General features: G+C 64.2%; 7 protein-coding genes. 5 read left to right on the plus strand and 2 right to left on the minus strand.

Annotated features, from left to right (window positions below):
- Both EN884_RS18875 and EN884_RS18885 read left to right on the plus strand, forming a co-directional pair.
- The coding region (locus EN884_RS18875) for a Ppx/GppA phosphatase family protein (protein WP_164895055.1) at nt 1–875 on the plus strand (875 nt) is incomplete at its 5' end.
- Between the two features lie 228 nt (nt 876–1,103).
- The gene (locus EN884_RS18885) at nt 1,104–1,847 is read left to right on the plus strand and encodes an RlmE family RNA methyltransferase (RefSeq protein WP_013532288.1); all 744 of its coding nucleotides are present in this window, start codon (nt 1,104–1,106) and stop codon (nt 1,845–1,847) included.
- A 104-nt stretch (nt 1,848–1,951) separates the two neighbouring features.
- Here the strand turns inward: EN884_RS18885 and EN884_RS18890 are convergent, their stop codons facing one another.
- Nucleotides 1,952–3,370 (minus strand): DHA2 family efflux MFS transporter permease subunit, encoded by a 1,419-nt coding sequence (locus EN884_RS18890; protein ID WP_013532287.1) that lies wholly within the window; start codon nt 3,368–3,370, stop codon nt 1,952–1,954.
- A gap of 307 nt (nt 3,371–3,677) precedes the next feature.
- On the opposite strand from EN884_RS18890, the gene guaB reads away from it, so the two are divergent.
- From guaB to EN884_RS18905, 3 genes are read left to right on the plus strand one after another with little or no spacing between them, the layout of a single operon-like run.
- The gene (guaB, locus tag EN884_RS18895; RefSeq protein ID WP_013532286.1) at nt 3,678–5,180 is read left to right on the plus strand and encodes an IMP dehydrogenase; all 1,503 of its coding nucleotides are present in this window, start codon (nt 3,678–3,680) and stop codon (nt 5,178–5,180) included.
- On the plus strand, nt 5,131–5,754 hold the full coding sequence (locus EN884_RS18900; protein ID WP_082826435.1) for a hypothetical protein: 624 nt from the start codon (nt 5,131–5,133) through the stop codon (nt 5,752–5,754). The genes guaB and EN884_RS18900 overlap by 50 nt, the downstream gene beginning before the upstream one ends.
- 37 nt (nt 5,755–5,791) lie before the next feature.
- Complete coding sequence (locus tag EN884_RS18905; RefSeq protein ID WP_063167750.1) at nt 5,792–6,211, plus strand: MAPEG family protein; 420 nt, start codon at nt 5,792–5,794, stop codon at nt 6,209–6,211.
- A 55-nt stretch (nt 6,212–6,266) separates the two neighbouring features.
- Here EN884_RS18905 and rnd read toward each other — a convergent pair.
- Nucleotides 6,267–7,300, minus strand: a 1,034-nt coding sequence (gene rnd, locus EN884_RS18910; protein ID WP_128360674.1) for a ribonuclease D, incomplete at its 5' end; no start/stop codon positions are given.

Consider the following 7,300-nt stretch of genomic DNA (forward strand, 5'->3'; position numbering starts at 1 on the left):
GGCTCACCGCCAATGGCCGGCTCGGCCAGCCGGCGATGGACCGCGCGGTCGAGGCGCTGAAAATCTGCGGCGACAAATTGCGCAACCGCAAGATCAGAAAAGCCCGGCTGATCGCCACCGAGGCCTGCCGCACGGCCGAAAACGGCGTCGAATTCATCGACCGCGTCGAACGCGAGGCCGGCCTGAAGCTCGAGATCATCGACCGCCAGACCGAGGCGCGGCTGGCGGTGTCCGGCTGCGGCTCGCTGGTCGAGCGCGACACCCAAGGCGTCGTGCTGTTCGATATTGGCGGCGGTTCGTCGGAAATCGCGCTCATCGATCTCGCCGGCCGCCGTTCGCCGAGGTTGGCCAATCATATCGTGTCGTGGACGTCGCTGCCGGTCGGCGTCGTCTCGCTGGCCGAGCGCTTTGGCGGCCGCACGGTGACGCGCGAGATCTTCGCCGCCATGGTCGATGACGTTGCCGGCCGGCTGGCCAGCTTCGACGGTCGCGATCGGCTGAGCCATCTCAAGGCCAGCCCGAATTTCCATCTGCTGGGCACGTCCGGAACGGTGACGACGCTGGCCGGTGTCCACCTTGAACTCGAGCGCTATGATCGCCGCCGTGTCGACGGGCTGTGGATGGACCGCGACAGCGTCGACCGCATGGTCGAAAGACTGGTTGGCTGGGATTTCCAGCAGCGCTGCGCCAACCCTTGCATCGGTGCCGATCGCGCCGATCTGGTACTGGCCGGCTGTGCTATCCTCGAAGCGATCCGCGCCGTATGGCCGTCCGAGCGGTTGCGGGTCGCCGATCGTGGCCTGCGCGAAGGTATTTTGAGCGAATTGATGGCCGATGATGGCGTCTGGCGCAACGATGGGCGTGGCAGAGCGTGAACAGTCGACCCCCACTCCGTCGAGCTACGCTCGACACCTCTCCCCCGATCGACGGGGAGAGGAAAGGCGTGAACTTATGCAGGCTGGCTCCCTTCCTCTCCCTCCGGAGGGGGGAGAGGTGGCTCGGCGAAGCCGAGACGGAGTGGGGGAAGCCCTTCACGAAACGCGCAGACGTCGAAAAATGAGCACAACTCGACGAGCGAGAAAACCCGGACCAGAAATCAGGCAATGACCAAGAAACCGGAAAAACCAGGATCCGCCAGCATTCGCGTGCTGAAGACGCGGATCAAGAAGAAGAGCGGGCTGAAGGAATCGTCGCGCCGTTGGCTGCAGCGCCACATCAACGATCCCTATGTCCAGCGCTCCAAGGCCGACGGCTATCGCTCACGCGCGGCCTATAAGCTGATCGAGATCGACGACAAGCATCATCTGTTGAAACCCGGCATGAAGGTGATCGACCTCGGTGCCGCCCCCGGCGGCTGGTGCCAGGTCGCCGCCGCGCGGACGAAATCGACGGCCGACAAGCCGCATGTCATCGGCATCGATTATCTCGAAATGGACGCCGTGCCCGGCGCACCGGTGCTGCTGATGGATTTCCTCGATCCGCAGGCGCCGCAGAAGCTGGCCGAGGCGCTGGGTGGGGATCCCGATATCGTGTTGTCCGACATGGCGGCACCGACCACCGGCCACAAGCGGACCGACCATATCCGCACCATGCATCTGTGCGAGGTGGCGGCCGATTTCGCGCTGTCGGTGCTGAAGCCAGGCGGGCACTTCCTTGCCAAGACCTTCCAGGGCGGCGCCGAAAACGAACTGCTCTCCATGCTCAAGAAGAATTTCCGCTCGGTCCATCACGTCAAGCCGCCGGCGTCGCGGGATGAATCGGTCGAGCTTTATTTGCTGGCCAAGGATTTCAAAGGGCGAGATCTTCCTTCTCCCCTGGGAGAAGGTGTCGCCGAAGGCGACGGATGAGCTCCAGGGAGCGCCAACGTTTCACTCCGCTGGAACACCCCTCATCCGTCTCGGCGCTTTCGCGCCGATCCACCTTCTCCCACAGGGGAGAAGGCAAGAGGGAACTACTTCCCCGCCGTGCTCGTTTCCAGCGTCTTGGGTGTGGTCAGGCGGCCGTGGCCGGAGATGGCGTTGCCGGCATCGGGCGCCAGCCGCATGAACGACAGCGACGCGGCGGCGGAAATCGCCGCGACGACGAAAAACGCGGTGTGGAAATCCGCCAGCGTCAGTGACCTGTCGTGCAGGCTCGTGGACACCTCCAGGATTCCGCCGGCCAGCGCCACGCCGAGCGCGACCGACAACTGCTGGAACACCGCCGTGATCGGTGTCGCCTTGCTGGTGTCTTCAGCCGAAACCTCGGCATAGGCGAGCGCATTGACGCCGGTGAAGAACATCGAGCGGATGAAGCCGCCGACGAGCAGCATGGCCAGCATCAAGAGATAGGGTGTGTCGGGTGTGAACAGGCCGTTGATGGCGATCGAGGCGGCGGCGACCAGAGAACCGACAACCAGGACGCGGCGGAAGCCGGCGACGCGGAAGATCAGCGCGGTGACAAACTTCATCCCGATGGCGCCGATCGCCGAGACGAAGGTGATCATGCCGGACTGGAACGGCGTCAGCCCAAAACCGATCTGGAACATCAGCGGCAGCAGGAACGGCACGGCACCAATGCCGATGCGGAACAGTCCGCCGCCAAGCACCGAGGAGCGGAACACCTGGTTGCGGAACAATTCGAGCGCCAGCAAGGGATTTTTGGCGCGCCGCGCGTGCAGCAGATAGAGCGCGCCCGACAGCAGGCCGACCGCTACGGTGATAAGGCCGGTGGCCGGCGGCAAATAGGGCAGGCTCACCACCGACAGGCCGAAAACCACGCCGGATGCCGCCAGCCCGCTTAGCACGAAGCCGAGGAAGTCGAGCGGCGGCGTCTCCATCGATTCGGTCTCCGGCAGGAAACGCGTCGCCAGCCAGATGCCGATCAGGCCGATCGGCACATTGATCAGGAAGATCCAGTGCCAGGTGAAGTAGGTGGTGATGAAGCCGCCGACCGGCGGCCCGACCAACGGTCCGACCAACGCCGGAACGGTTAGCCAGGACATCGCCGCGACGAGTTCGCTCTTCGGTGTCGCGCGCACCAGCACCAGCCGCCCGACCGGTGTCATCATGGCGCCGCCAATGCCTTGCAGGAAGCGCGAGACCACAAAAGCCGGCAGCGAACCGGAGAGCGCGCAGGCGATCGAGCCGACGATGAAGACGGCGATCGCGGCGCGAAAGATATTCTTGGCGCCGAAACGGTCGGCCATCCAGCCGCTGATCGGAATGAAGATCGCCAGCGAGACGAGATAGGCGGTCAGGGCCAGCTTGAGCGCGATCGGGCTGGTGTGGATGTCGACGGCGATCGCCGGCAGCGATGTCGCGATAACAGTCGAATCCATGTTTTCCATGAAAAGGGCGACCGCCAATATAAGCGGGATGGTGCGGTTCAAGGAACGCGTCCAGACTTGAATGTTGCGTTGCCGGTTGCATGTCGGCCCTGAGGCGGGCGGTTACCATGCCTTCGCCGGGATGTCGCATTAATTTGCTGTCACTTTTGTGCGACCGGCAACCACAGGTGGCATCCCTTCGCCGGAAAGTCACCTTTCCGGGAGCGTGAAATCATCCGCTTTTCATCGGTGCTTGGACGTGGTACCAGCCAGCGCCAATCCTGAAAGGGAAGAAACGAGTCGGCGCTGTCCATTCCGGTCCAGCGCTTTTTTGTATTCCCCCACCGTTTTTATGTTCAAGGGACTGGCCATGGCAAAAATCATCGAAACGTCCACCGGCGCATTGGCGCTGACCTTTGACGACGTGCTGCTGCAGCCGGGTCATTCCGAGGTCATGCCCGGCGAAACCGATGTCCGCACCCGCATCGCCGGCGACATCGACCTGAATGTGCCGATCCTGTCGGCGGCGATGGACACCGTCACCGAGGCCCGGCTTGCCATAGCCATGGCCCAGGCCGGCGGCATTGGCGTCATCCACCGCAATTTCTCGCCGGCCGAACAGGCCGAGCAGGTGCGGCAGGTCAAGAAATTCGAATCCGGCATGGTGGTCAATCCCGTCACCATCGGCCCCGACGCGACGCTCGCCGACGCGCTGGGCCTGATGCGCAGCTATTCGATCTCGGGCATTCCGGTGGTCGAGAACGGCGGCAGCGGCGGCCACAAGATCGGCCGGCTGATCGGCATCCTGACCAATCGCGACGTGCGCTTTGCGTCCGATCCGGCGCAGAAGGTCCATGAACTGATGACCCGTGACAACCTGATCACGGTCAAGGAGAACGTCGACCAGGACGAGGCCAAGCGCCTCCTGCACCAGCACAGGATCGAAAAGCTGGTGGTCGTCGACAGGCAGGGCAATTGCGTCGGACTGATCACCGTCAAGGATATCGAGAAGTCGCAGCTCAATCCGCACGCCACCAAGGACGCACAGGGCCGCCTGCGCGCCGCCGCCGCCACCAGCGTCGGCGATGACGGTTTCGAGCGCGCCGAACGCCTCATCGATGCCGGCGTCGACCTTCTGGTGATCGACACCGCGCATGGCCACTCGCAGCGCGTGCTCGACGCCGTCACGCGGGCGAAAAAACTATCCAACTCCGTCCGCATCCTGGCTGGCAATGTCGCCACCGCCGCGGGCACGCAGGCGCTGATCGACGCCGGCGCCGACGCCGTCAAGGTCGGCATCGGCCCGGGTTCCATCTGCACCACCCGCATCGTTGCCGGCGTCGGCGTGCCGCAGCTCTCAGCCATCATGTCGGCGGTCGAGACGGCGCACAAATCCGGCGTCTCGGTGATCGCCGATGGCGGCATCAAATATTCCGGCGATCTGGCCAAGGCGCTCGCCGCAGGCGCCAGTGCGGCCATGATCGGCTCGCTGCTGGCCGGAACCGACGAAAGCCCGGGCGAGGTCTATCTGCACCAGGGCCGCTCCTTCAAGGCCTATCGCGGCATGGGCTCGGTCGGCGCCATGGCCCGCGGCTCGGCCGATCGCTACTTCCAGGCCGAGGTGCGCGACACGCTGAAACTGGTCCCGGAAGGCATCGAAGGGCAGGTTCCCTACAAAGGACCTGTGTCTGGCGTGCTGCACCAGCTTGCGGGCGGCTTGAAAGCCGCTATGGGTTATGTTGGTGGCCGCGACCTTGCCGATTTCCGCGAGCGCGCCACCTTTGTGCGCATATCCAATGCCGGACTTCGTGAAAGCCACGCCCATGACGTCACGATTACCCGCGAAAGCCCGAACTATCCCGGCGGAGCCTGACCAGTACGGGCTCGGGCGGAGCCTGACGGCAACGATCCTGCGGCTGCCGCGCCACGCAGGCGCACTCTGTTTCCTGTCGGCGGTGGTTTTCATCGCCATGACGGCTATGGAATTCCTCTACTTCCGCCAGTTGAGCGGCGGCTTGCCATCACTCGACATGCGTATTTTCGGTTTCACTCCGGACGAAGGCATGGCCTGGCTGACGGCACTCGGCCGGCGCGGCGGCGAGATCATTCTCGTCTGGCACTATCTGACCTTCGATCTGTTGTTCCCGGCGCTGCTGTCTGTGACGCTGGTCAGCCTGATCCTGGCCACCGGCCGGCGATTGAAGGCTTTCCGCGTGCAGCCGGTGCAGCTGCAGTCGATCTTCGCGCTGGTCCTGGTGCTGCCCTACACGCTTGCCGACTACGCCCAGAACATCGCGGTAGCGCGGCTTCTGTCCGATTTCCTGTCGGCGAATCCGGACTCGCTGTCTTTGGCTTCGGCGCTCACCGTCACCAAATTCGCGCTTTTCGCCGTCCCGGTGATCGTCATTGCCGCCTTCTGGCTGGCAGGCCAGAAACGCCTGGCCTGATGCCGCGCGCAAAGCTCAGCCCGCTAGGGGAAACTTCGTGAACCAGACCACGATCTTCTGGCCTGTTCTGGCGCATGTGCTGCTGATCTACATCGTCTACTGCGTCCTGGGTCGCCGCAGATACGGCGCAATCAGGTCAGGCGAGGCGAAGCCAGCTCAGTTCAAGGTGCGTTCGACCGAGCCGGCCTCCAGCGTCACCGTTGCCGCCAATCTCACCAACCAGTTCGAGCTGCCGGTGCTGTTCTATGTGCTGTGCCTGACGCTGCACCTGACCAACGGCGTCAACTATCTGACCCTGGCGCTGATGTGGATTTTCGTCGCATCGCGCTATTTCCACGCCTGGGTTCACCTGACCAGCAACAATCTGCTGCTGCGCAGCCGCTCGTTCTTCGTCAGTGCGGTGATTCTCCTGCTGGGATGGATCTGGTTCGCCCTACACCTGCTCGGCGTGGTTTGAGCAGAGCACCTTTTCCTTCTCCCGCAAGGGGAGAAGGAAAGTCCGCGAGGGACGTCTACAGGTCGAACACCGCAATCTTGCGCTTGTCGAACTTGATGCCGATCTCGCCGCGCACCAGCTTGAGCGCGGCCTCGCCGAACACCGCGCGCCGCCAGCCCTGCAGGGCCGGTACGTCGGCGTCCTCGCCCTCGGCGGCGATACGGTCGATGTCGTCGCTGGAGGCCAGCACCTTGGACGCGACGCCTTCCTTTTCGGCGACGATCCGCAGCAGCACCTTCAACAGTTCCGCCGCGGCGCTCGAGCCCTCGGGCGGCTGGAAACTCTTTGGCAGTTTCGGCATCTGCTCCTTGGGCAAGGCAAGGGCGGTGTTGACCGCGCCGAGCAGCGCCGTTGCCGTCGACGAGCGCTCCCAGCCCTTCGGCGTCGTGCGCAGCTTGCCAAGGGCTGCCGCGTCGCGCGGCGCCTGCTGCGCCACCTCGTAGATCGCGTCGTCCTTCAGCACGCGGCCGCGCGGCACGTCGCGTTCGCGCGCCTCGCGCTCGCGCCACGCCGCAACGCCCTGCACGATCGCCAGTTCCTGCGGCTTGCGCAGCCGCATCTTCAGCCGTTTCCAGGCGTCCTCGGGGTGCGGATCATAGGTCTCGCGCGAGGTCAGCACCTCCATTTCCTCGTTGAGCCAATGGGCGCGGTTTTCGCGCGCCAGTTCGGCGCTGAGGTGCTGATAGACCTCGATCAGATGGGTGACGTCGGCCAGCGCATAGTCGAGCTGCTTGTCGGAAAGCGGCCGGTGGCGCCAGTCGGTGAAGCGCGACGACTTGTCGAGCCGCGCGCCGGTGATGCGCTGCACGAGCTGATCGTAGGAAACGCTGTCGCCGAAGCCGCAGACCATCGCCGCCACTTGCGTGTCGAACACTGGATGCGGAACCAGATCGCCGAGATGGACGATGATTTCGATGTCCTGCCGCGCGGCGTGGAAGACTTTGACCACCGCCTCGTTGGCCATCAGCCTGAAGAACGGCTTCAGGTCGATATCGGGAGCCAGCGGATCGATCAGTGCCGTCACGCCGGGAGCGGCCATCTGGATCAGGC

The organism is Mesorhizobium sp. M7A.F.Ca.AU.001.01.1.1 (assembly GCF_004022735.1).
GTDB lineage: Bacteria > Pseudomonadota > Alphaproteobacteria > Rhizobiales > Rhizobiaceae > Mesorhizobium > Mesorhizobium ciceri.